Consider the following 26095-nt stretch of genomic DNA (forward strand, 5'->3'; position numbering starts at 1 on the left):
TACCTATTAGTTCATATATATGAATTAACGTGTTAGTCACTCTTCAAGACTTAAAATCAAATATTTTTTTGATAGTGCCCTGTGAGTGCCCACACAGATTGTCTGATAAATTGTTAAAGAGCGGTGCGACATTTCTTGAGAAATTCGACTCAGTTTTTATCAACTTAGGTCGTTGTCGCGAGGTGGCGTATATTACGCTTTCCTCAGTGAGAGTCAAGTATTTTTTTACTTAATCTTTTCAGATTCTCTCGCTGCCGTTTCAGTGTCCATCGCGCTTTGCTTTGGCTTGTTCCCGGTCAGTGGATGCGCATTATAGGGAGTCAGAAAAATCTGGCAAGTGTTTTTTGCAAAATAATTTCCAACTGATTATCCTTTATACTTCACGTGTATTTTTTCAACAAAAAATGCCATTTTGGGCGATATTTATATGAAAAAGGCGACCTTAGGGTCGCCTTTTAACTTACATTTTGATAATAACCGAGCGCTTACTTACTGCTTTGCTACGATTTCATCGTTTTCAACATCCAGAGTAATTGGTTTACCCGGGATTAATCTGCCTGACAGAATTTCTTGTGCCAGTGGGTTTTCAATCTCTTGCTGAATTGCACGTTTCAACGGACGAGCACCAAAGATTGGATCGAAACCAGCTTCACCAATTTTCTCTAATGCAGCCGCCGTTGCAGTGACTTCATAACCATGTTCTTCCAAACGTTTATATAAACGAGCTAACTGAATATTCGCAATATTCGTAATTTGCTCTTTACCTAATGGATGGAATACCACGACTTCATCAATACGGTTAATAAATTCAGGTCTGAAGTTATGAGCGACGACTTCCATCACCATATCTTTCATTTCTGAATAACCGATCATACCAAAACGTTCTTGGATAAGATCGGAACCTAAGTTTGACGTCATGATGATTACGGTGTTACGGAAATCTACCGTTCTACCTTGCCCATCAGTTAAACGACCGTCATCTAATACTTGCAGCAAGATGTTAAATACATCTGGGTGCGCTTTTTCAACTTCGTCCAGCAAAATAACTGAATATGGACGGCGTCTTACCGCTTCAGTTAAATAACCGCCTTCTTCATAACCCACATATCCTGGAGGTGCACCGACTAAACGAGATACAGAGTGTTTCTCCATAAACTCGGACATATCGATACGAACCATGGCGTCGTCACTATCAAACATAAAGTTTGCTAGTGCCTTACATAATTCAGTTTTACCTACCCCTGTAGGGCCTAAGAACATAAACGAACCAATTGGGCGGTTAGGATCCGATAAACCTGCACGACTACGACGGATAGCATTCGACACAGCCACAACCGCTTCATCTTGCCCAATCACACGTTGATGTAATTGTTGCTCCATCCGTAACAGTTTTTCTCTTTCGCTTTCAAGCATTCTTGATACTGGAATACCTGTCCAACGAGCCAGAATTTCTGCGATTTCGACGTCAGTAACTTTATTACGTAAAAGCTTCATGCTTTTACCTTCTGCTTTCGTCGCCACTTCTAACTGTTTTTCTAATTCAGGAATACGCCCATACTGTAACTCAGACATTTTCGCCAAATCACCATTACGACGCGCTTTTTCCATCTCAATACGCGTATTTTCTAATTCAGCTTTGATATGTTGAGTGCCAGTTAATGATGCTTTCTCTGCTTTCCACTCTTCTTCCAATGCAGAATATTCACGCTCTTTTTCCGCCAGCTCTTCTTCTAACATTTCCAGACGTTTTTTACTGGCATCATCAGACTCTTTTTTCAGTGCCTGCTGTTCCAGTTTTAATTGGATAATACGTCTTTCCAATCTATCTAAAGATTCTGGTTTTGAATCCATCTGCATACGTAAGCTAGCGCCCGCTTCATCGATTAAGTCGATAGCTTTGTCTGGCAGCATACGGTCAGTAATGTAACGGTGCGATAACGTCGCTGCCGCCACAATAGCTGGGTCAGTAATTTGCACATGATGGTGCAATTCATAACGTTCTTTCAAACCACGCAAGATAGCAATGGTGTCTTCCACGGATGGTTCTGCAACATATACTTTTTGGAAACGACGCTCTAACGCAGGGTCTTTCTCTATATATTGACGATATTCATCAAGGGTTGTTGCCCCCACGCAATGCAGTTCACCGCGAGCCAGTGCAGGTTTTAACATGTTACCGGCATCCATCGCACCGTCGGCTTTACCCGCACCCACCATAGTATGTAATTCATCGATAAACAGAATGACGTTACCTTCTTGTTTAGCGAGGTCATTCAGAACACCTTTCAAACGTTCTTCAAATTCACCACGATATTTCGCCCCTGCAATCAGAGCCCCCATATCCAGTGATAAAACACGTTTGTTTTTCAATCCCTCAGGGACTTCACCATTAACAATACGCTGTGCAAGCCCTTCAACAATCGCCGTTTTACCTACACCAGGCTCACCAATTAATACTGGGTTATTTTTAGTACGACGTTGTAATACTTGGATGGTACGACGAATTTCTTCATCACGGCCAATCACAGGGTCTAATTTCCCTTGTTCTGCACGTTCGGTTAAATCAACGGTAAATTTTTTCAAAGCTTGGCGCTGGTCTTCAGCGCTTTGGTCATTCACTTTTTCGCCACCACGCATCTGTTCTATTGCCTTTTTCAAATTGTCTTTATTAACACCCGCCGCTTTCAACATATCAGCGAGGGTTGTATTGGCTTCTAAAGCAGCGAGCAGAAATAATTCTGAGGAGATAAAGTCATCCCCATTTTTCTGAGCAAGCTGGTCACATAAGTTCAAATGACGCATTAAGTCACTTGATGGTTGTACATCCCCAGCAACACCTTGCACTTGAGGGAGTCGAGCCAATGCATCTTCAATTTTGTTTTCGAACGTAACTGCGTTCACGCCGAGCGTCGTCAATAATGGACGCACGGTACCACTTTCTTGATTAAACAAAGCACTGAGTAAATGAATTGGTTCAATAAATTGATTTTCGCGCCCAAGGGCTAATGACTGGGCGTCAGCGAGAGCTTGCTGGAATTTATTAGTTAAACGATCCAGACGCATAACACCTCCAATAGAATATGATTAAAATTGCTACTGAAGATAAGATGCGGTCTGTTTTTAAATATTCAAGTTTTAGGCGGGATTATTTTTTCAATATTTGTTAATTTGGAATATTATTCCATGAACTAGTTATTTATCCATATAAGGGATGCCATTCTTCCCGTTTGCCCCTCACGTCGGTAGGAAAAAAATCTGTTTTCATCACTGACCGTACAAAACTCACCACCATAAATGGCTGAAATGCCCGCGGCTTGTAGCTTTTTACGCGCCAGTAAATAGATGTTTGCCAGAAATTTGTCATTGTGAGGTGTAAACGCATCTGCAAGATCGGCAGATTGACCAGTAAATGCTTGTTTAACTTCTACGCCAACTTCAAATTTTTCAGGGCCAATAGCCGGCCCCATCCACGCCATAATGTCGCTCGGTTGTGCATTAAATGCCGCTAGCGTATTTTCCAATACGCCATTGCAGAGGCCTCGCCATCCGGCATGAGCCGCTGCCACTTCTTTACCATCGCGGCTGCAAAACAATACTGGCAAGCAATCTGCTGTCATGATGGCACACACTTGACCAACTTGGTTGGTATACACCGCATCCGCTTGACGATTTTCAATCTCGCTTCCCATTAAATGCAGAACATGAGTACCATGTACTTGCTCAAGCCACACGGGTTGCTGTGGTAATTGAGCAAGCTTTTCAAGACGATGGCGATTTTCACTGACTGCCTCAGGCAAATCCTCAACATGGTCACCTAAATTTAGGCTATCAAAAGGCGGAAGGCTCACTCCACCTGCACGAGTTGTACTGCATGTTGAAATATTTTTAGGTTGCGGCCAATCAGGGAAAATCAACGTATTCATTACCAGTCCATATCGTCTTTATGAAGTTCAGTGTCAGCTTTCAGTGCTTCAATCAATTTCACCATATCATCAGGTAATGGCGCATGCCATTCCATTTGGATTCCTGTGATTGGGTGATAAAGACGCAGCATTGTTGCGTGTAGCGCTTGTCTATCAAAATTACGCATCACTTCGAGGAACTCTTCTGTTGCTCCTTTCAGTGGACGTGGTCGACCGCCGTATAATGGATCACCGATTAATGGATGGTTGATATGCGCCATATGAACACGGATTTGATGCGTTCTTCCGGTTTCTAAGCGTAGACGTAAGCGCGTATGAGCGCGAAAATGCTCCATGACTCGATAGTGAGTTACCGCAGGCTTGCCCATTGGATGAACAGCCATGTGCGTTCTTTTGGTTGGATGGCGAGAAATTGGCTCTTCGACCATACCGCCTGCTGTCATACGGCCAACAGCGACCGCTTCATATTCACGTGTAATTTCACGGCGTTGCAACGCTTCCACTAAGTGAGTTTGTGCAGGGACCGTTTTAGCGACGACCATCAACCCAGTTGTGTCTTTGTCTAAACGGTGAACAATGCCCGCTCTTGGTACATCCGCGATTTCAGGATAGCGATATAATAATGCGTTTAAAATGGTTCCGTCTGGATTACCCGCCCCCGGATGAACAACTAAATCACGCGGTTTATTAATAATTAGGATATCTTCATCTTCATAAACAACGTCAAGTGGAATATCTTGAGGTTCCCAACGGCTATCTTCTTCAATCAAGGCATCGATGGAAATTTGTTCACCACCTAAAACTTTTTCTTTTGCCTTATTGATAACTTTGCCGTTAACCTGCACTCTATCGTCTAAGATCCATTCTTTTATTCGAGAACGTGAATAATCAGGGAACAATTCAGCCAAAGCTTGATCTAAACGTTGACCAAGCTGTGATTCAGCGATAGTTGCACTTAATTGTACTTGTTGAGCCATAAATTAATCTACTTTTTGGTGTTTGTGTTTTGACGGCGCTGCCGTTTCATTTAAAATGTATGCTATTGTAACTCGAATTTTGCCGGGAGCCTTACGGATAGACTCCCTCGATACAGTCAGAGGATAACCAACACGTGATGATACGTATGAAATATCTGGTGGCAGCTGCCACGTTGAGCCTGGCTCTCGCCGGATGCTCCAGCAATAACGAAGTCAGCCCCGATAGTTCCCCAGCTGAGATTTATAGTACAGGTCAGCAAAAATTACAGGACGGTAACTATAACGCGGCAATTAAACAGTTTGAAGCGTTGGATAACCGCTACCCGTTTGGTCCGTATGCTCAGCAAGTACAGTTAGACCTGATTTACGCCTATTATAAATCAGCAGAGCTACCAATGGCGATAGCTTCAATTGACCGTTTCATGCGTTTAAACCCAACTCATCCCAATATTGACTACGTACTTTACATGCGTGGCTTAACGGCAATGGCGTTAGATGACAGCATGTTACAAGGTTTCTTTGGTATCGATCGCTCTGACAGAGACCCACAACACGCATTGGTTGCGTTCAAAGACTTGAGCCAGTTAGTTCGTTACTATCCGAACAGCCCATATTCCAACGATGCAAGTAAGCGTTTAGTTTACTTAAAAGATCGTTTGGCAAAATTTGATCTCTCTGTCGTTGAATATTACAACAAACGTGGGGCCTATGTCGCGGTTGTTAATCGTGTCCAACAAATGTTACGTGACTATCCAGATACAGAAGCAACGCGTCAAGCGCTCGGATATATGGAAATTGCGTATAAAGAGATGGGCTTAGACAAAGAAGCAAATAAAGTCGGCAGCATTATTGCAGCAAACCAATAAATTGCTTTTAACGCTATCGATTAAAATAAGAACGGCAGCTTCGGCTGCTGTTTTTTTGATAATTTTAATCGTGATTTGAAATTCAGAGGGTTTGAAGATGAATAAGAATGAGGGATAGTTTTGAACTTTTTCTTTTAAAATTCATAGCCTAAAATTTTACCCAAAAAAAGTACCGGCTATTTACCGTGTCGATAGCCAACTCTCTCAGTCTCCCTCAATATAGTTATTTTGGCAATCCTTTTACCTGCCTTTTTTAGCCAAAATCACACTTCAAGTGGGTACCCCCTTCCCCATAATTTAAGTGTGATCTAGATCAATTTTTTATTCCTAGATATCGGTATTCTGAATTCATCAAAGACGGAAACAATGAGAGGTAACTATATGATAGTTAACATTACTAGCAAACAAATGGACATCACACCAGCAATTCGTGAACACATTGAAAGCCGTCTTGCAAAACTCGATAAATGGCAAGTTTCCTTAATTAGCCCCCATGTGGTGCTATCGAAAGAGCCTCAAGGTTTTATGGTTGATGCCAACATAAAAACCGCTACCGGACAGTTGGTAGCAAGTGCTAAGCATGAAGATATGTACGTTGCAATAAATGACCTTATCAACAAACTCGAAAGACAGTTAAACAAAGTGCAACATAAAGGAGAATCAAGAAGGGCAACTAATAGTGTAAAAGAAGCGAATCTAGAAACGTTGTAATCAGTTGCGTTTAAGTAGTTACGTTATATTTTTATATTATCAATCCACTTATCTTGAAACCTTCCAAACGCGCTCATCATGGGCGCGTTTTTACGTTGCGCGCTATTTTTTGTTGACTTCTCGTTCACTATCATGTCTATTTGAATAACTTCACTCGAAAGGATTTCCCATGAAACTAAATACTGTTTTCTTTTTCTTCTTTAGCCACTCACATTAAGGGGCTTTTGTCGTTCGAGAAAAAAAAGAAGACAATATTTTAAAGCCCCCTACCTAGGGGGCTTTTTTATTCACTGATGTTTGATAGGGTCGCAGAATGGAAAATAGCACTAATTTACTGAAAGTCCGTGAGAAAATTAGCCAGTTAGACAGTGAACTCCTTGGGCTTCTTGCAAAACGTCGAGGCTATGCAATTGAAGTTGCGGAAACCAAAATCGATGATAACCGCCCAATCCGTGACAAAGAGCGCGAACGCCAATTACTCGATGTATTAATTAATAAAGGCACGCCTCTCGGTCTTGATGGTTTTTATATTACACGCTTGTTTCAGATGATCATTGAAGATTCTGTTCTTACCCAGCAAGCTATCCTGCAAAAACATTTAAACCTAACACCTAGTGATACCGCAAGATTTGCATTTTTAGGACCAAAAGGTTCTTATTCCCATGTTGCCGCGCGTCAATATTCAGCGCGTCATTTTGATCAACTGGTTGAATGCAGCTGCCATAAATTCCAAGATATCTTTTCACTCGTTGAAAGTGGTCAAGCAGATTATGGTATTTTACCTATTGAGAATACCAGCTCAGGGGCAATTAATGATGTTTACGATTTACTGCAAAATACATCATTATCCATTGTCGGTGAAATTCGTTTACCGATAAACCATTGCTTGTTGACCACGCCAGGTAGTGAATTAAGCAAGATTGATACTGTATATAGTCACCCTCAGCCATTCCAGCAATGTAGCCAATATTTATCTCAATTCCCTCATTGGAAAATTGAATATTGCGACAGCACATCTACAGCAATGCAAAAAGTGGCAGAACATAATTCCCCTAATGTAGCTGCACTAGGCAGTGAGGCTGGCGGTGCATTGTATGGCTTAACGGTTTTGGAGCATAACTTAGCGAATCAGCAAATTAATATGACTCGCTTTATTGTTGTGGCTCCACGAGCAATTGAAGTAACTGAACAAGTTCCAGCAAAAACCACATTACTGATCACTACAGGTCAACAAGCCGGTGCATTAGTAGATGCTTTAATTATCTTGAAAAATAATAAGATAGTGATGAGTAAATTAGAATCTCGCCCAATTAATGGTAAGCCTTGGGAAGAGATGTTTTATGTAGATGTTCACGCTAACTTGCGTTCAGATAATATGCAACAAGCACTGAAAGAATTAGCAGAAATCACCCGCTCAATTAAAATTCTTGGCTGTTACCCATCTGAAAATATCGTTCCTGTAGAACCAGAAAAAATGGCGCCTTAGTTTTAATTTTGACTCAAAAAAAAATAACACAGGTCATTAGCCTGTGTTATTTTTATTAATTACGATTTATGCCAATCACGATTTTTGTATTGTCGCGCTGAGCTTAAAATAATTAACTAAGTTTTGAAGATGGTAAGCTTGGTCATTCAGCGAATCTGCCGCTACGACCGATTCTTCTACCAGTCCCGCATTTTGTTGTGTTGTTAAATCCAATTGCCCCACGGCGCTGTTAATTTGTGAAATACCATCACTTTGCTCCCTGCTAGCTTGACCAATTTCACGCAATAACGCATTCATCTCTTCAACACTAGCGACCATTCCGTGGATCTGCTGGCTAGCTTGTTCAACCAATTCCATACCTTCTTGGGTTTGTGAAGAGGAGTTTTCGATTAATGAACGAATATCACTGGCCGATGCAGCGCTTTTTTGTGCCAGTAATCTCACTTCACCCGCCACTACCGCAAACCCACGACCATGCTCTCCTGCCCTTGCCGCTTCAACGGACGCATTCAAGGCTAAGATATTCGTTTGGAAAGCAATAGAGTCGATTAAGTTAATGATATCCGTCATTTTTTGAGATGAACCATTAATTGCGCGCATTTTATCGGTTAACTGAACCATCATCTGACCATTGTTTTTGACCGTTACAGCGGTATTGTCAGCCAACATTGTCGCTTCATGGGTATGTTCAGTGGTGTTCTGTACCGTGGATGTAATTTGCTCCATCGAACTTGCCGTTTGCTCAACAGAAGCCGCTTGCTCTTCCGTTCTAGCCGCTAAGTTCTGATTACCCGCGACAATTTGCCCTGCTGCCGCAGAAATACTCTCAGATCCATTTTGGACTTCTTGGACAATCTCTAGTAGGTGCCCTTTCATTTCGCTGAGCGATTCAAGTAAGATCCCAGTTTCATCTTTAGATTGCGCTTGAATATCTTGGGTCAAATCACCACTGGCAATTGATTTAGCAAAATCAACCGCTTGCTCTAAAGGTTTAGTGATAATACGCGTGATGTACCACCCCATAACGCAGCCCACAACAATGCTAATAATTGATAAAAATGCTAATAAAACACGATTTGCTTTATAGTCATCTTCCACCTGATAACCCGTTTCTTGCATCAACATATTTTGGATGGCTATCAGGTTTTGGACTTGCTCACGATATTCTCGCTGAATAGCTGATGTTTTTGTCATCATCATTTCAATCGCAGCTTGGCGATTTCCCTGATTCATAAACTCCATCATCTGTTGCTGAGCACTAATAAATTTAGCTCTCACCTCTTGGATATTATCAAGCACTTCACGAGAACGGCTATCAGTTATACTTCGATCCAACTCATCCAACAGATCAGAAATATTTTGGCTAATTTTAACTAGCTCTTCCTTGCGTTTTTCACTCCCTCTGTCATCCAATAAAATCAATTCTTGGATACCAATATAAGAATAAAAGTTATCCATCACCGAATTTGCATTAGCGGTTATTGGATAACTTTTAAAAATGACGTTCTGAATGCTTTCATTTGCTCGATTCATATTTACTAATGAAAACAGAGAACTTAAAACAATTAGCGTGATGAAAACGCCAAACGCGATAGTTAATTTCAAACTAATTTTGAGGTTCTTAAAAGACATAGGTTTACCACACTTATCATCATTTAATGATTAGTGTTATCGGTCAATGGCAAGGGATCTTTATTAGATAAATCGTTTAATTTATAAATATCGATATTATAAATTGATTAATTTCTAATTAATTGGTGGATAAACCTACTTAAGGAAGAAACTCAATTATAAATTTAGGATAAACTACAGAAATAAGTACAATTACTTATTTATTATAAATATTAATAATAGAAATGCGTTTAGCACTTTTAGCATAAAGATAGCCATTACCCTTTTTCATCGATTTATCGAGTAATGGCTAAAGAGACTATTTACGGTTATCGTTCGCCCGTTGTAATAGAGACTGGCTTTCTTTCATGAAATGATGTGCATCTTCACCAAACCACTGACTGACTTGCTCGAATTGTCGAATAAATTCGGCTTTATCTTTGCGCTCCAGCATTTCAATGGATTGCCCCAAAAGCTGGTAATAACGGCGGATCAATTCAACATTTTCGTCCGAAGACATGATGATATCTGCATACAATTGTGGATCTTGTGCAAACAAACGCCCTACCATTGCCAATTCAAGACGATAAATTGGGGAAGAGAGATCCAACAACTGCTGTAAATCAACCTGCTCTTTCGCTAAATTCTGCCCATAAGTAAACGTCGTAAAGTGGCGTAACGCTTGAATAAAACTCATATTACGATCGTGTTCTTCAGGCTTAATCGCTTTCAAGCGCGCCCCCCAAACTTGCAGCTGCTCCAACAGCCATTGGTAAGACTCCGCTTTTCGCCCATCACAGAATGCAAAAACTTGCTTGGCAACACTGCCAATATCAGGACCAAACATCGGATGTAATCCTAATACAGGGCCTTGATGTACTGACAGCATAGCTTCGAGTGGCTTTTGCTTCACAGAAGCAATATCCACTAAAATTGTTTCTGGATCTAAAGTAGGCAAACGTTTAATGACATCAACAGTGAGGTGGATAGGTACACTAACCATCACCACGCTTGCACCAGAGACTATCGAAGCCGCATTATCCCAATCTTGCTCACCCAGTAATTTAACTTGATAACCAGACAGGGAAAGTAGACGATGAAATAACCGCCCCATTTTCCCATTCCCACCGACGATCACAATCGGACCGGCGGTAGGGTTCAGTGTTTTAAATCCTTTGTCATTTTCGCGCGCATAGGACTCACGCATGATCCGTCGAAGAATATCTTCAATCAGATCAGGCGGGATCCCCATTCGCTCCGCTTCTGCTCGGCGAGCCGCCAACATACTAGATTCACGCTCAGGCACATAAATAGGTAATCCGTGCTGGCTTTTGACTTCACCGACTTCAGCCACTAACTGAAGCCGTTTGGCGAGCAAATCTAATAATGACTTATCAACTTCATCAATCTGTTCCCGTAAATGGGATAATTCAGCAGACATACCAATCCCTTGCTCAGCTCACTTTGCTTAATTTTTGCCCGCGCTGCTCAAGCACTGGTGATAATGCTTGGTGTAATTTACGCAACACAGACTCAGTGTCATCCCAGTTAATGCATGCATCTGTCACTGAAACCCCGTATTTCATATTTTCACGTGGCTGTTCTGATGACTGATTGCCTTCATTAATATGGCTTTCAAGCATAATACCTGTAATTGATTCATTACCATTAACAATTTGCTCGATAATTGAATCAACCACCAGTGGCTGACGACGAAAATCTTTATTTGAGTTACCGTGGCTGCAATCCACCATTAATGATGGTTCGAGCCCCGCTTTTTTCATTTCAGCTTCACAAGCAGCAATACTTTGCTCATCATAATTTGGCGTTTTGCCGCCACGTAAGATCACATGACCATTTTTATTACCGCTAGTGTGCAGCAAGCAAACTTGACCGGATTGGTTGATCCCCATAAAACGATGCGGCATCGCAGCAGCTTTTAATGCGTTGATGGCGGTAGATAAACTTCCATCTGTACCGTTTTTAAAACCAACTGGCATTGATAAGCCGGATGCCATTTCACGGTGAGTTTGGGATTCCGTAGTTCTCGCTCCGATTGCTGACCAACTGAATAAGTCACCTAAGTATTGTGGGTTATTAGGATCTAACGCTTCTGTCGCCAGTGGTAATCCCATATTCACTAAGTTGGTCAATAAATCGCGGGCAATGTGCAGCCCTTTTTCCATTTCAAAGCTGCCATCCATAAATGGATCGCTAATTAAGCCTTTCCAACCCACGGTTGTACGTGGTTTTTCAAAGTACACACGCATCACAATATATAAGCTATCACTTAACTCAGCGGCAAGTTTCTGTAAACGCTCACCGTATTCGATGGCAGCATCTACATCATGAATTGAACAAGGACCACATACCACGAGTAAGCGCGGGTCACGCTGATGAATAATATCAGCAATCACTTTACGCGATGTCGCAATGGCATGCAGGTTGCTGTTACTCAATGGGTATTTTTGCTTCAGACTTTCAGGGGTAATAAGAACCTGCTCGTCTTGAATATTCACGTTATTGAGTACATCTTTTTGCATGATCATTTGATTACCTATTTAGCTTATTATTTATTAGTGATGTTATTTATCGATCTTGTGTTTAGTGCGTGAGAGATAACATATCATGCATCGTAAAGATTTCAATCCAAAACTGTAAAATAATTCAATTCAGTGTACATAAAAAATTACATTTATTTATCTTTTTGAATTTAAATAAAATTGTAGGTTTTAAAGAGAATAAGTTCATATTAAAAAGCAAAAAACGAATAAAAATAGTAAAGATAAGTTTACGAAGTGGGATTTATTGAACGGTATATTCTAAATAGTTCGAGTTGTGGCTAGGCTGCAAAATGAAGACAGCGCAGGGAGCATACATAAGTATGTGACCTGTGTGGCTGAATGAAGCCAACACCGCCACAGCGCGAAATATGACGAATATACGACGAATATAAAAAAGGCCCGCTAATGCGGGCCCTTTAACTTTCGGATGTAGCGAAAGCGTATTACTTGGCGTTCAGACGCTCTTTGATACGAGCTGCCTTACCAGAACGCTCACGCAGGTAGTACAGTTTAGCTCTGCGAACAGCACCACGGCGTTTAACAGCAATGCTATCTACGACTGGAGAGTGAGTTTGGAATACACGCTCAACACCTTCGCCGTTAGAAATTTTACGAACAGTGAATGCAGAATGCAGACCGCGGCTACGGATAGCGATAACCACGCCCTCAAATGCCTGCAGACGTTTTTTAGAGCCTTCTACGACCCATACCTTAACTTCCACGGTATCACCCGGACGGAATGAAGGTACGTCCTGCTTCATCTGCTCTTGTTCAAGTTGTTTAATAATGTTGCTCATAATAACTCTCTTACCCTAGGTAAACTGATATGTTTAGACAATTAATTGTCTGGATTCACTGGTTGCTCAGCCTGAAATTCCCGTTGGAACTCAGCTAGCAACATCCTCTGCTCGTCAGTCAGAGCTAGGCTTTCTAGAAGCTCAGGTCTTCTAAGCCAGGTACGACCGAGTGACTGCTTCATGCGCCAGCTATCGATCTTGGCATGGTTTCCTGAAAGTAGTATGTCAGGAACTTGCATGCCGTCTAACACCTCTGGTCGGGTATAGTGAGGACAATCTAACAAGCCATCAGCAAAAGAATCTTCTTGAGCTGAAGCTTGATGACCTAATACTCCAGGAATAAACCGAGAGACTGAGTCTATCAACACCATAGCAGGGAGCTCCCCGCCACTGAGAACGTAATCACCGATTGACCATTCTTCATCAATTTCGGTTTGAATTATCCGCTCATCAATACCTTCATAACGACCACAAACCAGAATTATCTTCTCGTTTGTTGCCAGTTCACAAACTCCGTCTTGACCGAGTTTGCGACCTTGAGGTGAAAGATAAATCACTTTTGCACCATCACCGGCCTCAGCTTTTGCTGCGTGGATTGCATCTTTTAACGGTTGCACCATCATCAGCATGCCTGGACCACCACCATAGGGGCGATCATCAACAGTTTTGTGTCTATCGTGAGTAAAATCTCGCGGATTCCAACACTCAACCGTTAGCAGGCTATTTTTCACTGCCCGACCAGTTACCCCGTACTCGGTTATTGCGCGGAACATTTCGGGAAACAGGCTAATTACCCCAATCCACATGATTTATCCCACTCATAAAAACCGGTAAACCGGAGATTTAAAAACCAGGATCCCACTCCACTTCAATAGTTTTGGTGGAGAGATCGACTTTCTTGATAACCTGCCCATCAAGAAACGGAACCAACCGCTCCTTGATGCCAAATGCATCTTTTAAATTTGCCTTGATGACGAGAACGTCATTCGATCCCGTTTCCATCATATCAATGACAGTACCAAGGTCGTAACCCTCAGACGTCACTACATGGCAGCCCATAAGGTCTTTCCAGTAGTATTCGTCGTTGTCCAAATCAGGAAGTTGGGTTGAATCAACCGCAATTTCAAAATTGGTCAATAGAGCAGCTGCATCGCGGTCTTCGACCCCTTTGAGCTTGACGATGATATCTTTGTTATGATGTTTCCAATCTTCTATTTCAATATGTTGCCATTGACCAGAACGTTGGATAAACCAAGGTTGATAATCAAAAATACTTTCAGCATGTTCGGTGGAGGAAAAAACTTTGAGCCAACCACGAATACCGTATGCCGCGCCTAATTTGCCCAATACAATTGGGTTCGCAGGAGGCAGTAGTTTAGTTTGCTTGCTCATTGTTACCACCGTGACAGATTAAGCTACTTTTTTAGCTTGTTTGACCAGTTGTGCAACACGGTCAGAAACAGTTGCGCCTAAGCCAACCCAATGCTCAATACGGTCCAGGTCTAAACGCAGTTCTTCTGCTTGACCTGCAGCGATCGGGTTGAAGAAACCGATACGCTCAATGAAACGACCGTCACGCGCATTGCGGCTATCGGTTACAACGATTTGGTAGAACGGACGTTTTTTAGCGCCGCCACGAGATAAACGAATTGTTACCATAACATCCTCATTAGTTAACAAAACAACCAGACTCCATCGAGGGATAGAGTCCGGCTGTCATATAAAAAGCCCGAAAAGTTTACTCACTTTGACGCAAAAATCAATCAAAAGTACACTTTTGTTTCAGGCTTTATTGCTTAACGCCCCGGAAAACCCGGAGGCATCATACCCTTCATACCGCGCATCATCTTGGCGAGACCGCCTTTTTTCATCTTTTTCATCATGCGCTGCATATCATCAAACTGTTTTAAGAGTTTATTAACCTCTTGTACTGTGGTTCCAGAACCCGCAGCAATACGACGCTTACGCGATCCTTTGATAATCTCTGGCTTTTCGCGTTCTTTACGCGTCATGGATTGGATCATCGCTTCCATACGGATGGTAATTTTGTCATCCATTTGGGATTTAACCGCATCCGGTAACTGGGACATACCTGGCATCTTACTCAACATGCTGGTCATTCCGCCCATATTACGCATCTGTTTTAGCTGGTTTAAGAAGTCATTGAAATCAAAGGTATCCCCTGTTTTCAGCTTCTTCGCTAATTTCTCTGCTTCATCACGGTCAACTTTGTGTTCAATCTCTTCAATCAGAGATAACACATCTCCCATACCTAAAATACGTGAAGCCACGCGCTCTGGATGGAATGGTTCAAGGGCATCAGTTTTTTCACCAACCCCTAAGAATTTGATTGGCTTACCTGTAATAGAGCGGATAGATAATGCAGCACCACCACGCGCATCACCGTCAACTTTGGTTAAAACAACCCCTGTTAATGGCAATGCTTCGTTAAAGGCTTTCGCTGTGTTTGCCGCATCTTGCCCCGTCATGGCATCAACCACAAACAAGGTTTCAACTGGATTGATTATACGATGGACTTCCTGGATCTCCTCCATCATCGCTTCATCAACATGTAAACGACCAGCGGTATCCACTAACAATACATCGTAGAATTGTAATTGTGCGTGTTTTAAGGCTTTTTGAACAATTGCCGCTGGCTTTTCTTGGACTTCAGATGGGAAGAAATCAACGCCAACCGCTTGTGCTAAAGTTTCTAACTGTTTGATCGCCGCAGGGCGATAAACGTCGGCAGAAACCACTAAGACTTTTTTCTTTTGCTTTTCTTTTAATAATTTACCCAGTTTTGCAACGCTGGTTGTTTTACCCGCACCTTGCAAACCTGCCATCAACACAACAGCTGGAGGCTGAGCAGATAAATTCAGCTGGTGATTCTCTTCACCCATTGCGCGGGTCAGTTCATTTTGAACAATTTTAATGAACTCTTGACCCGGTGTTAGGCTTTTATTAACGTCTTGACCAACAGCACTTTCTTTGACTTTTTGAATAAATTCACGGACGACTGGCAAAGCAACGTCGGCTTCCAGTAACGCCATGCGAACTTCGCGTAATGTATCTTTAATATTGTCATCAGTCAGACGTCCACGCCCGCTGATATTGCGCAAAGTGCGCGATAGTCTGTCAGTTAAATTATCAAACATGTGTCTTAGCTCAATTCTGTTATGGGCCTATATGTAGCCTTATTTGGTTACTCGCGCGCTGTATTTCAAGGGCAAACTCAAGATAGCCACGGCACAATTCAACGCTGTGTTGGTCGCCGATTGTATCACACTTGATGGGGTTTCGCTGCTTCGTTTAGTTAGCCTAAATGAGCGATTAGTAAAGAATATACAGCGATACGTCATACCAATAGTTGGAGCCTACACTTGCACGGGTTATACTAGTTAATTACTATCCACTTAAAATGAATAACGACACTATACTATGCCCGTATTTGCAGTCATAGCAGTTTGTACATACATGGTCAGTCTGCTGCTGATCGTCCCCGGACAAGTGCGCAAGCAAGCTCTTTATCGTCGATTGGCTATTTTATTAGCTATCGTGGCGATGGTTACTCACGCAATCACGTTGAAATTACAAATTTTTAGTGAAGCCAGCGGGCAAAATCTCACCCTCTTAAATTTAGGCTCCTCTGTCAGCCTCTTAATGTGTTTGATTATGACGGTGGTTTCCTATTTAGGGCGTGCGTGGTACTTAACCCCTATTGTGTATAGTTTCGCGATTATTAACCTGATTTTATCTACGATTATGCCTGGTGAGTTTATTACTCATTTAGAGGCAAGCACTCCATTATTTGTTCATATTGGCTTGGCATTATTAAGCTACGCTACCTTGCTTATCGCGGCGTTATATGCGTTTCAAGTCGCCATTATTGACTACCAACTTAAAAATAAAATTCTGAAATTTAGCCCTGATATGCCGCCAATGATGGTCATTGAACGCAAAATGTTTCACGTCACTCAGGTGGGGGTCATTCTGTTGACCTTAACCCTGTGCACGGGCTTTATTTATATGGATAACATCTTTGATAAAGAGAATATCCACAAATCCGTACTCTCCGTCATTGCTTGGTTTGTTTACGTTATTTTGCTGTGGGGACATTTTCATGGTGGATGGCGAGGCAAACGCGTCCTCTTTTTCCATGTGGGCGGTTCACTTATCCTTACCTTGGCGTTTTTTGGTAATCGATTGATTCAGCAATTAACCATGGCGTAGAGCCATTTTAGCTTTAAACGGCTGTTATAAAAAAGGAACCTTGTTTTGGATGAAGTATCTACTGGTACTCTAATCATCATACTGATTGTTTTAATTTTTTTATCCGCTTATTTTTCAGCGTCAGAAACCAGTATGATGACGTTGAACCGTTATCGGTTAAAACATTTAGCGAAACAAGGTAATCGCTCCGCTATCCGTGTTGAAAAACTACTACGCCATCCCGATCGCCTACTGGGCTTAGTATTGATTGGTAACAACCTAATCAACATTGTTGCCTCTGCTCTCGCGACCATTATCGGGATCCGCTTATATGGCAATATGGGTGTCGCCATTGCAACTGGCGTGCTCACATTTGTTATTCTGCTATTTGCAGAAGTGATGCCAAAAACCATTGCGGCACTGTATCCAGAACGTATTGCCTTTCCTAGTAGCTTTATTCTTACGCCACTGCAAAAAATCATGCTACCTGTCGTGTGGGCGTTTAATACTATTTCTGCCCTTTTTATGCGTTGCTGTGGGATAAATGTCTCAAATACTCGTAATGATGCGGTCAATAAAGAAGAGTTGCGTACCATTGTTCATGAGTCAAAAAACAAGCTCAGCCGCCGTAATCAAGACATGCTGATTTCGATTCTTGATTTAGACAAAGTCACCGTTGGCGATATTATGCTGCCACGTAATGAAATTGTGGGGATCGATATTAATGATGATTGGAAGTCGATTGTTAGGCAGCTCACTCATTCCCCTCATGGACGTATTGTCCTGTATCGTGATTCTCTTGATGATTTGATTGGTATTTTGCGTGTGCGAGAAGCTTATCGATTGATGGTAGAGAAACGTGAGTTCAACAAGCAGAATTTGATCAAAGCCGCCGATAGTATCTATTTCATTCCCAATAGTACGCCACTCAACGTTCAGTTGGTTAATTTTCAGCATAAAAAAGAGAAGCTTGGCATCATCGTTGATGAGTATGGCGAGATCCAAGGTTTGATCACCGTAGAAGATATTTTGGAAGAAATTGTCGGTGATTTCACAACATCAATGTCGCCTTCTCTAGCTGAAGAAGTCATGCCTCAGAGCGACGGCAGCGTCCTTGTGGATGGAACAGCAAACATTCGTGACCTGAATAAAGCATTTGATTGGAACCTTCCTATTGATGGTCCTAGAACCGTTAATGGGATGGTTTTAGAGGTATTAGGTGATATTCCACAGCCTGAAGAACAAATAGTTGTTGGTCACTATGTTATCGAAGTTTTAGTGATCAGCGATAATATTATCAAGCAGGTAAAAATCACTCCGCTCGGTTTTGACTCACAAGCCCCTGAATTTTAATTGTTCATTTCAATGGAAAAAGCCTTAAAAACCTGACCAATTGATCGGTGATTTTAAGGCTTTTTAGTCTATCTTTTTCAATAATTAAACGTGAAGCTGGGCAAGCTTTTCTTCTGGCAATGCAAGCTCATCGTTTTTATTGACGAGAATATCCTTCGCAAGCACACTGCGAGCAATTTGCTGAGCTTCTTCAAGAGAGTGCATCTTGTAAGTACCACATTGGTACACATTAAGCTCTGGGATCTTATTTTGATCTTGCACATGCAGCACATCCTGCATAGCAGCCTTCCAGGCGTTAGCAACACGCTGTTCATCCGGTTGACCAATCAAGCTCATATAGAAGCCTGTACGGCATCCCATTGGCGAAATATCGATGATTTCAACACCGTTACCATTAAGGTGATCTCGCATAAAACCCGCAAAAAGGTGCTCTAGGGTATGCGTTCCTTTTTCTGTCATTGCTTCTTTATTTGGGACTGTAAAGCGTAAATCGAATACGGTGATAGTGTCCCCATGAGGCGTTGTCATCGTTTTCGCTACACGAACAGCAGGAGCAGCCATACGCGTATGATCCACAGTAAAACTGTCTAATAACGGCATTTCATGACCTCCATAAAAATAAAAAAAATAATTTTGAATAAAATGAAACTAATCCAAAAATGCAGAGTCTTAATATGTGAAAGACGCGCAAATTGTTATCATCCCTAATTCTTTAAAAGATTTTTTGTTTGGCCACCTTGTTGTGGCCATTTTCTTTTAGCGTCCAGCGTGGATCTTAAGATACTCTTCAAAGCTTTCGCTCTGATCCTGCTCCATTCTCTTTTGTTTCTCAATTGAAGCCAAACGCGCCTGTTCAAACTGCTCTTCAGTGATCACTTCATAAGGTTCATTAATTAGCTGCTGATAATATTTTTCAGCTAATTCTAACCCATAGCCACCAATACCTTTTTCCAGCATTTCGTCCATCACCAGCGCTGAATAGGTCAAGTTTGGATCTTCAAACATGGCGACAAACTGATGACACACGTCTTTGTATTTGGCATCACAGCAGGTATCTAAGACTTCAGCCACACGGATCAGATCTTTGAACAGTGTTTGTCCCACTTCAACCAATGGCTTAAGCTCGCTACCACAACCAAAGCCAATCACCTGCTCCGGCTTACGACCTTCAAGGATCACGCGGTTCCAGTTTTTGCGGCAGCAATCCAGCTCTTGAACATTCATTTCCGGGGCATCTGCAAGCACGCACCAAATGAGGAATAAATCCACAAAGCGGGCCTGAGTTTCATTAACTCCAATCGGACTAAATGGGTTGATATCAAGGGAGCGAACTTCAATATATTCGATACCACCACGTAATAATGCATCAGAAGGCGATTCATTGCCTTGTGGTACACGCTTCGGACGAATTGGCGCATATAGCTCATTCTCGATTTGTAACACATTAGTGTTCAGCTGAACGTACTTGCCATCTTTTTTCACGCCCAACTTTTCAAATTCAGCAGAAGGCTTATGAATGGCTTTCTTCAGATTTTCCACATATTCATCAAGGTGGTTAAACGTAATATTTAAATCACTCTGAGATTTATTGGTGTAACCTAAATCACTCATTCTCAATGAGGTTGCATAAGGCAGATAATAAGTACCACACTCAGTTTTATTAAAATTCAGTGAGGTTTCTCTGTTCTTTAAGAAAGAGCCGCAAATAGCGGGAGATGCACCAAATAGGTATGGGATGACCCAACCAAAGCGATAGTAATTCCTGATTAGGCGTAAATAGCCTTCAGAAATTTTTTCCTTTCCGCTTTCTGCGTCTTCAACACCCGCCCACGCCTTCCAAAACTCAATTGGGAATGAGAAGTTATAGTGAACCCCCGCGATGGTTTGCATTAATGCCCCATAGCGGTTTTTTAACCCTTCACGATACAGTGTTTTAAACTGCCCCACATTGGAGCTACCGTATTGCGCCAGCGTGATCTTATCTTCACTTGCAATAAAGCAAGGCATACTTAACGGCCACATTCTTTCATTTTGTAAATGACGTGCCGTATAGCGATGTAGATCTCGCAAAAAAGCCAAGTTGTGGCTAATGCTTTTATCTACAGGAGTAATAAATTCGAGTAAGGATTCCGCAAAATCCGTGGTGATCCATTTATGGGTAAGGGCTTTCCCCAGCTCATCTGGATGTAATGTCTCAGCTAACGCACCTTGAGGTGTCACACGTAGTGTTTCACGCTCAATGCCGCGTTGAATGCCATTGAGAATTTCCGGGTGCGCTTCTAACCATGAGAGCGCTTTTGATACGTCCGGGATCAAATCGACCTCCCGCCTGTGATTTAGTTTTATTTTAATAAGGTGATTACTTTAGCTTAAATCACATAAATTGTCGCTGTCTAGATGTGTGGTTTACCCGATGAGAAAACAGAAAGAAAAGGAAGGAAGATAGTAAGTTAGGATTTTAGGCAAAAAAAAACTCCTCAGATTGAGGAGTTTTTTAATGATGGTGCATCCGGGAGGATTCGAACCTCCGACCGCTCGGTTCGTAGCCGAGTACTCTATCCAGCTGAGCTACGGATGCAGAGCCTAAAATGGCGGTGAGGGAGGGATTCGAACCCTCGATGCAGCTTTTGACCGCATACTCCCTTAGCAGGGGAGCGCCTTCAGCCTCTCGGCCACCTCACCATATTTTAGTCACATACGATTTGTTTTTGTTTAAACATCTCGTCTCTGTGTGGCGCACATATTACTTTCCTAGACTTAGAAGTCAAACAATTTTTCCAAACTTTTTGCATTCCAATGATCGTTTGCACATTTCACAAGCAAGATGATTAGTTTAACACCGAAAAAGCAATGTTTCCGTGCTTTCTTGCTCTTTTATTATCATCACTTTTAATATAAAAAATTCAGGAAAAAATAGAGAAAGTTGATAACGCGTAGCTTGGCAGCATAAAAATAGTACAAAAAGAAAGGTGGATTCATTCAAAGAGATAGCGCTCAACACCAACATAATGTGCTAAGCCAATTAAAAAATAGAAAGATTAAGGAATTACTAAAGATAAAAAGGGGAAAGACAAGCGCCCATTATTGCTGTGTGATAACTCACTGGACGCTTATTCATTATTATTGATTGTCTGGTTGAGTCTTTTCGGCCTGGATCCGTTGATAAATTTCTTCACGGTGAACAGAAACTTCTTTTGGGGCATTAACACCAATACGTACTTGGTTGCCTTTTACGCCCAATACGGTCACTGTTACCTCATCGCCTATCATGAGTGTTTCACCAACTCGACGAGTCAGAATAAGCATTCTTTGCTCCTTGAAATATTAAAAGAGTCGGGTCTCTAGGTATTCCCCGCTATTGTCCATCACACACCGTGAAAACGTAAAGCAATGACATTCACCTAAAGCATTGATGCCATCAAGGCAATAATTCTAATTATTTACAAGCAAAATATAACACTACCGGCAACATATTAACAATGCTGCAACAGATTAAAGTTACCCCACTAAAATGGGGTAACTTCGCAGCAATTACAGTTTAGAATCAACCCATTGTTCGACACTTTCCATCGCTGTTGGTAATGCGCTTACGTCAGTACCTCCAGCCATCGCCATGTCTGGTCGACCGCCACCTTTACCGCCTACTTGCTGAGCAACATAGGATACCAAATCACCTGCTTTAATTTTAGCAGTCAAATCATTAGTCACACCAACAATTATACTGACTTTATCACCACTTGTGGTTGAAAGCACGATAATCGCCGATTTCAGCTGATTTTTTAGATCATCGACCATTGTTCTCAATAGTTTAGGATCAGTATCGCTTAATTGACTAACTAATAGTTTGATACCTTTAACATCTTTCGCTTTACTACCTAGTGAAGCACTTTCTTGAGAGGCTTGCTGATCTTTTAATTGCAAAATCTCTTTTTCAAGATTTCGTGATTTATCCAATGCAGCTTTAACTTTCTCAACTACGCTATTTGCATCACCTTTTAATAGATGAGCAATCGCAGAAAGTTGTTCTGACTGAGCATGTAAGTGCTCCATTGCAGTTGCGCCAGTTGTCGCTTCGATACGACGAACCCCAGCAGCGGTACCAGACTCACTTAAGATACTGAATAAACCAATATCCCCTGTGCGGCTAGCATGTGTACCACCACATAATTCGATGGAGAAATCCCCCATACTCAGAACACGTACGCGCTCTTCATATTTTTCACCGAATAATGCCATAGCCCCTTTCGCTTTCGCACCCTCTAAATCCATCAACTCAGTTTCAATTTCTGAGTTTTGACGGATCTGGGCATTCACAATATCTTCCACTTGACGCAGTTGCTGTTGTGTCATCGCTTCAAAATGAGAGAAGTCAAAACGGAGATACTTGTCATTTACCAACGAGCCTTTTTGAGAAACGTGCTCGCCTAAGACTTGGCGTAATGCTGCATGTAATAAGTGAGTCGCCGAGTGGTTTAGACGAATAGCATTACGTCTTTCACTATTGACTATAGCTGCAATTCGATGGTTAACAACTAATGAGCCAGATTCAACTTTACCCACATGACCAATTGCTTGGCCATATTTTTGGGTATCAGTAACCGTAAAGTTAGCGCTGTCATTTTTAAGAACACCAGTATCACCAACTTGACCGCCTGATTCTGCGTAGAATGCGGTTTTATCTAGGATGACTAAACCTTCATCTCCCGCTTGCAGGGAATCAACTGGCTGACCATCTTTATATAATGCAGTGATAGTCGCTTGCTGTTCATCATGCTGATAGCCTGAGAATTCACTGTGTTTGTCAACTTTAATCAGTGCGTTATAGTCTGCGCCAAAGCCGCTTGATTCTCTCGCACGACGACGCTGATCTTCCATTGCACGCTCAAAGCCTTCTTCATCCACTTTAAGATTACGCTCGCGACAAACATCAGCCGTTAAATCTAACGGGAATCCATAAGTATCATAGAGACGGAATGCCGTTTCACCGTCTAGCGTATCGCCTTTCAGTGTTACCAGCTCTTCATCTAATAATTGCAGACCACGTTCTAAAGTACGCGCAAACTGTTCTTCTTCCGTTTTTAATACTTTCTCAACTAAAGCTTGTTGACGCTGTAGCTCTTCCGCAGCAGGTCCCATCACTTTAATTAGGGTAGAAACTAATTTATAGAAGAACGTTTCTTTTGCGCCCAGCATGTAACCATGACGTACCGCACGACGAATAATACGACGTAAAACGTAACCACGACCTTCGTTTGATGGAATGACACCATCACTCACTAAGAATGCGCATGAACGAATATGGTCAGCAATAACGCGCAGAGATTTGTTGGACAAGTCAGTTGCACCTGTCGCTTCTGCTGCTGCAGCAATCAGTTCACGGAAAATATCGATTTCATAGTTCGAATTCACGTGTTGCAGAACCGCAGAAATACGTTCCAGCCCCATACCTGTATCTACAGAAGGTTTTGGTAGTGGTTCCATGGTACCGTCAGATTGACGGTTGAACTGCATAAAGACGAGGTTCCAGATTTCAATATAGCGGTCGCCATCTTCTTCTGGACTTCCTGGAGGGCCACCCCAGATGTGATCGCCATGGTCAAAGAAAATTTCGGTACATGGTCCGCAAGGTCCAGTGTCACCCATCTGCCAGAAGTTGTCAGAGGCGTAAGGAGCACCTTTGTTATCACCGATACGAATAATACGCTCAACAGGAACACCAATTTCTTTGTTCCAAATATCGTAAGCTTCATCGTCAGTCGCGTATACAGTAACCCACAGTTTTTCTTTTGGCAGGTTAAACCATTGTTCGCTGGTTAAAAGTTCCCATGCAAAGCGAATAGCGTCGTGCTTAAAGTAATCACCGAAGCTAAAGTTACCTAACATTTCAAAGAATGTGTGGTGGCGAGCTGTATAGCCCACGTTTTCTAAGTCGTTATGTTTACCACCTGCACGTACACAACGTTGTGCGGTTGTCGCTCGGGAATATGCTCGTTTATCCAGACCAAGAAATACATCTTTGAACTGGTTCATCCCTGCGTTAGTGAACAATAGTGTTGGGTCATTATTTGGCACTAGCGAACTGCTGGCTACCACCTGATGACCTTTCGTATGGAAAAAGTCGAGAAACGCTTGACGGATCTCAGCGGTGCTTTTACTCATATTTATCCCGATATCAAGCTGGAAACAGAATTACGAATTGTTGAGATGGAATGTAACATCACCTCTAATCAACTCTCCGATTAAAAAGTGACTGATAAGATAAAGTCTCTTTGTATAGAAGTAAAATATAGATACATCCATTCGCGGCTTTCATTGTAAAGCGTCTGAATATTTTCTGAAAGTATGTTTATACCTCTGGCTAGGGTATTTTTCCACAGAAAAACTGTGCAATAAACTATTATTGTGATAGGCAGAAACAAAAAAGCGCCAGTCAATTATGAATGGCGCTTTTGATATCAATTTATTTCAACAGGTTAGCGTTGAATTAAAATTCTTCTGGAACTTCCTCTTCATCAGAATCACTGATGAAATCAGTTGCTGCACTGTTAAATTCACCTGTGTGGTTTAATAATAAATCACGCAGCTTTTTATCAATTTCTTGTGCAACTTCAGGATGTTCTTTCAGGTAAGTTGTCGAGTTCGCTTTACCTTGACCAATTTTGTCGCCGTTATAGCTGTACCAAGCACCCGCTTTTTCAATCAGCTTATGTTTAACACCTAAGTCAATCAGCTCACCGAAGGTATTGATACCTTCACCATAAAGGATTTGGAATTCAGCTTGTTTAAATGGTGCCGCAACTTTGTTTTTCACGACTTTAACGCGAGTTTCGCTACCAACAATTTCTTCACCGTTTTTCACTGCACCAATACGGCGGATATCTAAACGGACAGAAGCGTAGAATTTCAGTGCGTTACCACCAGTTGTGGTTTCTGGGTTACCAAACATCACACCAATCTTCATACGGATCTGGTTGATGAAAATCAGCAAGGTATTTGAGTTTTTCAAGTTACCCGCTAATTTACGCATTGCTTGGCTCATCATACGCGCCGCAAGACCCATATGAGAATCACCGATTTCGCCTTCAATTTCCGCTTTTGGTGTTAATGCTGCAACGGAGTCAACGATGATCACGTCTACTGCACCAGAGCGAGTTAATGCATCACAGATCTCTAACGCTTGCTCACCAGTATCAGGTTGGGAACACAGCAGGTTATCAATATCAACGCCTAATTTTTTCGCGTAGATAGGGTCAAGTGCGTGCTCAGCATCAATAAATGCACAAGTTTTACCACTACGTTGTGCTGCGGCAATAACTTGCAAAGTTAATGTCGTTTTACCTGAAGATTCAGGACCGTAGATTTCAACAATACGCCCTAATGGCAAACCACCCGCACCTAAAGCAACGTCAAGAGATAAAGAACCTGTTGAAATGGTTTCAACATCCATTGTGCGGTCTTCACCAAGACGCATAATGGAGCCTTTACCGAATTGCTTTTCGATTTGACCTAATGCCGCAGCAAGTGCTTTTTGTTTGTTTTCATCAATAGCCATGTTCACTCCCTAAGGCAATGGTGGTAACCATTGCGAATAAAAC

Annotated in this window: 21 protein-coding genes, 2 tRNA genes and 1 other annotated feature; of the genes, 5 read left to right on the forward strand and 18 right to left on the reverse strand. The window is 41.9% G+C overall.

Features of this window, described 5'->3' with window-relative positions:
- Positions 1-489 precede the first annotated feature (489 nt).
- The 3 genes from clpB to rluD all read right to left on the reverse strand — a co-directional run bounded on the left by clpB (position 490) and on the right by rluD (position 4900).
- Positions 490-3063, reverse strand: a complete 2574-nt coding sequence (gene clpB, locus JK188_RS01300) for an ATP-dependent chaperone ClpB (RefSeq protein WP_036949859.1) — start codon at positions 3061-3063, stop codon at positions 490-492.
- Positions 3064-3188: 125 nt separating this feature from the next.
- Positions 3189-3923, reverse strand: coding sequence for a purine nucleoside phosphorylase YfiH (gene yfiH, locus JK188_RS01305; protein WP_211886475.1), 735 nt, complete (start codon positions 3921-3923; stop codon positions 3189-3191).
- Positions 3923-4900 carry a 23S rRNA pseudouridine(1911/1915/1917) synthase RluD gene (gene rluD / locus JK188_RS01310; protein ID WP_036949853.1) on the reverse strand — a complete coding sequence of 326 codons (978 nt, stop codon included), beginning with the start codon at positions 4898-4900 and terminating at the stop codon, positions 3923-3925. The genes yfiH and rluD overlap by 1 nt, the downstream gene beginning before the upstream one ends.
- Before the next feature lie 137 nt (positions 4901-5037).
- Between rluD and bamD the strand changes: the two genes are divergently transcribed.
- From bamD to pheA, 3 genes are all read left to right on the forward strand, one after another.
- Positions 5038-5766: an outer membrane protein assembly factor BamD gene (bamD, locus tag JK188_RS01315; RefSeq protein ID WP_036949850.1), complete on the forward strand. Its 729-nt coding sequence runs from the start codon at positions 5038-5040 to the stop codon at positions 5764-5766.
- A 381-nt stretch (positions 5767-6147) separates the two neighbouring features.
- A complete protein-coding gene (raiA, locus tag JK188_RS01320; protein WP_036949847.1) occupies positions 6148-6477 on the forward strand; it encodes a ribosome-associated translation inhibitor RaiA in 330 nt (109 codons plus the stop codon).
- Positions 6478-6645: 168 nt separating this feature from the next.
- Positions 6646-6765: a sequence feature (Phe leader region), on the forward strand.
- A 25-nt stretch (positions 6766-6790) separates the two neighbouring features.
- Positions 6791-7963 carry a bifunctional chorismate mutase/prephenate dehydratase gene (pheA, locus tag JK188_RS01325; protein WP_154639454.1) on the forward strand — a complete coding sequence of 391 codons (1173 nt, stop codon included), beginning with the start codon at positions 6791-6793 and terminating at the stop codon, positions 7961-7963.
- Between the two features lie 75 nt (positions 7964-8038).
- On the opposite strand, the gene JK188_RS01330 is transcribed toward pheA, so the two are convergent.
- From JK188_RS01330 to ffh, 8 genes are all read right to left on the reverse strand, one after another.
- A complete protein-coding gene (locus JK188_RS01330) occupies positions 8039-9595 on the reverse strand; it encodes a methyl-accepting chemotaxis protein (protein WP_211886477.1) in 1557 nt (518 codons plus the stop codon).
- A 298-nt stretch (positions 9596-9893) separates the two neighbouring features.
- Positions 9894-11015: a bifunctional chorismate mutase/prephenate dehydrogenase gene (gene tyrA / locus JK188_RS01335; RefSeq protein WP_154604586.1), complete on the reverse strand. Its 1122-nt coding sequence runs from the start codon at positions 11013-11015 to the stop codon at positions 9894-9896.
- Between the two features lie 13 nt (positions 11016-11028).
- Complete coding sequence (locus tag JK188_RS01340; RefSeq protein WP_283092570.1) at positions 11029-12123, reverse strand: 3-deoxy-7-phosphoheptulonate synthase; 1095 nt, start codon at positions 12121-12123, stop codon at positions 11029-11031.
- Positions 12124-12581: 458 nt separating this feature from the next.
- A complete protein-coding gene (gene rplS, locus JK188_RS01345; RefSeq protein WP_036949834.1) occupies positions 12582-12935 on the reverse strand; it encodes a 50S ribosomal protein L19 in 354 nt (117 codons plus the stop codon).
- Positions 12936-12976: 41 nt separating this feature from the next.
- Positions 12977-13741, reverse strand: coding sequence for a tRNA (guanosine(37)-N1)-methyltransferase TrmD (gene trmD, locus JK188_RS01350; RefSeq protein WP_036949832.1), 765 nt, complete (start codon positions 13739-13741; stop codon positions 12977-12979).
- A gap of 37 nt (positions 13742-13778) precedes the next feature.
- Positions 13779-14327, reverse strand: coding sequence for a ribosome maturation factor RimM (gene rimM / locus JK188_RS01355; RefSeq protein WP_036949830.1), 549 nt, complete (start codon positions 14325-14327; stop codon positions 13779-13781).
- A gap of 18 nt (positions 14328-14345) precedes the next feature.
- Positions 14346-14594: a 30S ribosomal protein S16 gene (gene rpsP / locus JK188_RS01360; RefSeq protein WP_036949828.1), complete on the reverse strand. Its 249-nt coding sequence runs from the start codon at positions 14592-14594 to the stop codon at positions 14346-14348.
- A 137-nt stretch (positions 14595-14731) separates the two neighbouring features.
- On the reverse strand, positions 14732-16093 hold the full coding sequence (gene ffh, locus JK188_RS01365; RefSeq protein WP_036949826.1) for a signal recognition particle protein: 1362 nt from the start codon (positions 16091-16093) through the stop codon (positions 14732-14734).
- A 283-nt stretch (positions 16094-16376) separates the two neighbouring features.
- Here ffh and JK188_RS01370 point away from each other — a divergent pair, with 283 nt between their 5' ends.
- A complete protein-coding gene (locus JK188_RS01370; RefSeq protein ID WP_108479420.1) occupies positions 16377-17168 on the forward strand; it encodes a cytochrome C assembly family protein in 792 nt (263 codons plus the stop codon).
- 45 nt (positions 17169-17213) lie between these two features.
- The gene (locus JK188_RS01375; protein WP_036949821.1) at positions 17214-18500 is read left to right on the forward strand and encodes a CNNM domain-containing protein; all 1287 of its coding nucleotides are present in this window, start codon (positions 17214-17216) and stop codon (positions 18498-18500) included.
- An 84-nt stretch (positions 18501-18584) separates the two neighbouring features.
- On the opposite strand, the gene luxS is transcribed toward JK188_RS01375, so the two are convergent.
- The 7 genes from luxS to recA form a co-directional block, all read right to left on the reverse strand.
- Complete coding sequence (luxS, locus tag JK188_RS01380; protein ID WP_036949818.1) at positions 18585-19100, reverse strand: S-ribosylhomocysteine lyase; 516 nt, start codon at positions 19098-19100, stop codon at positions 18585-18587.
- Between the two features lie 156 nt (positions 19101-19256).
- The gene (gene gshA, locus JK188_RS01385) at positions 19257-20816 is read right to left on the reverse strand and encodes a glutamate--cysteine ligase (RefSeq protein ID WP_211886478.1); all 1560 of its coding nucleotides are present in this window, start codon (positions 20814-20816) and stop codon (positions 19257-19259) included.
- Between the two features lie 185 nt (positions 20817-21001).
- Positions 21002-21078 (reverse strand) — tRNA-Arg (locus tag JK188_RS01390).
- Positions 21079-21089: 11 nt separating this feature from the next.
- Positions 21090-21182, reverse strand: a tRNA-Ser gene (locus tag JK188_RS01395).
- A gap of 438 nt (positions 21183-21620) precedes the next feature.
- On the reverse strand, positions 21621-21806 hold the full coding sequence (csrA, locus tag JK188_RS01400) for a carbon storage regulator CsrA (RefSeq protein WP_004264815.1): 186 nt from the start codon (positions 21804-21806) through the stop codon (positions 21621-21623).
- A 225-nt stretch (positions 21807-22031) separates the two neighbouring features.
- Positions 22032-24659 (reverse strand): alanine--tRNA ligase, encoded by a 2628-nt coding sequence (alaS, locus tag JK188_RS01405; protein ID WP_211886479.1) that lies wholly within the window; start codon positions 24657-24659, stop codon positions 22032-22034.
- A 325-nt stretch (positions 24660-24984) separates the two neighbouring features.
- Positions 24985-26052, reverse strand: coding sequence for a recombinase RecA (gene recA / locus JK188_RS01410; protein ID WP_036954212.1), 1068 nt, complete (start codon positions 26050-26052; stop codon positions 24985-24987).
- Positions 26053-26095 lie beyond the last annotated feature (43 nt).

This window comes from Providencia sp. JGM181 (assembly GCF_018257375.1).
GTDB classification, from domain to species: Bacteria; Pseudomonadota; Gammaproteobacteria; order Enterobacterales; family Enterobacteriaceae; genus Providencia; species Providencia lanzhouensis.